General features: G+C 35.1%; 1 protein-coding gene. It reads right to left on the bottom strand.

The annotated features are described in order from the left end of the window. On the bottom strand, nt 1–1,435 hold a 1,435-nt coding region (locus tag Q5O30_RS06360), incomplete at its 3' end, for a cellulase family glycosylhydrolase (RefSeq protein WP_302674617.1). Nucleotides 1,436–1,602: the final 167 nt, after the last annotated feature.

The following is a 1,602-nucleotide window of genomic DNA, read 5'->3' as shown; positions in this document are numbered from 1 at the left end:
GAACTTTTAAAGATGAAATTGCATCATTCTTAATTCCGGCTGATACTATGTCATTATAATTATGTGAGCCTTCACCTAATGATACAGACCAGCCTCCATAATTTGAATGTTCATAAAATGTTGTAACACCTGATGTGCTACTGCCTGATGAATTATTGTCTGATGAACTGCTTCCACCTGTAGATGAAACCTTACCCGGTAAATATTCCTTCACAACATTATATATCATATTGTTTTTCCATGCTGATGAAGTTCCTACAGCTGACCATTTATTTTTAATGGTATCTGCTGAATCATTATATATATCAACTGATTGCGGACTATGATTATAAATACCCCACGAACTGTTTCCGGTAACCTTGTAAGACCATGTTGTCCAATGCCATCCCTGGCTGTTAAATATAGACATAGCAGTCTTCCAACCCTGTTCCTGTTCAAAACACGTAAATTCTCCTACAAAAGTTGGTACACCATAATTGTGACTTGAAATATCAGAAACTTTTCCTGAAAAATACGATTGCTGGGCGGAACTGCTGTTTTGTGCATTCCATGGATAATAATGGTACTCATATGCAACATTTGTCCATCCGTACTGTGATGGTCTCGGAAGATTATTTGCATCCCAACATGATTCCATTATAATAATATGATCTGAATCTTTTGAACGTATTGCATTATATATCTCATTGTAAAAGTCCCACTGAAGACTGTATGTTGCAGCCGCTTTGATTCCCGGTTCATTTAAAATATCATAAGCTGCTACAGCAGGATTTCCCTTAAAATGTTCAGCTATGCTTTTCCACAAATTCAATGTTTTATTTTTATTGCTTTGATTGTAATATAACTGCGTACCATCATTTACCTCACCGGAATGATCCATACCATTTTGCGAACCAAATGCTCCGTGCATATCCAGTATTACATACATTCCTCTTGAACTACAGTTACTTACAAACCAATCCAATCTATCAAAGGCATTAGACTTTAAATTACCATTATCATCACATAAATTCATATATGTAAAAGGTAGTCTGATAACACTCATACCCATTTCAGCACAATTATCAAAATCCTGTGTTGTCCAGTAATTGTCTTCATATGTTGCTACCAGTTCATCTCTCTTTGAAGAACCAAATCTGTTAGCTAAAGTGTCCATCATTGTTCTTTGATCTGATGCATTAGTGGGATTCATCCAGTTTTCCTGAACAAGCCATCCACCTGCGTTGGTTCCACGCAAATATACAACATCGCCACTTCCCTTTGATTTCCTTATTTGCGTTCCGTTTACCTTTAAAAAATCATTTGATCCAAGGGCTGATGCTGCCTTTACCTGTGTAATGGTTGCAAAATTTCCTGTAGCTATCAGTCCTAGTGTCATTGTCAAAGCAAGAGCTGCACTGACAAATTTTCTTCCCATTCTTTTTAAACGTCTCATAAATTACTCCTTGTAAAATCTGTTACATTAATTTTACAACTAAGGATTATCCCTAACAACGGTTCATATTTTAGATGAAACGATTTTATTTTATGAGTACACTAAAAAATACATACCTAAATTTTAGATTACATCGAATTAATTTTATTGAAGTCAATACTTTATAA

The organism is Eubacterium sp. CAG:161, from assembly GCF_000432355.1.
Lineage (GTDB): Bacteria > Bacillota > Clostridia > Lachnospirales > Lachnospiraceae > Eubacterium_G > Eubacterium_G segne.
This window is presented reverse-complemented; position numbering and strand designations above follow the sequence as displayed.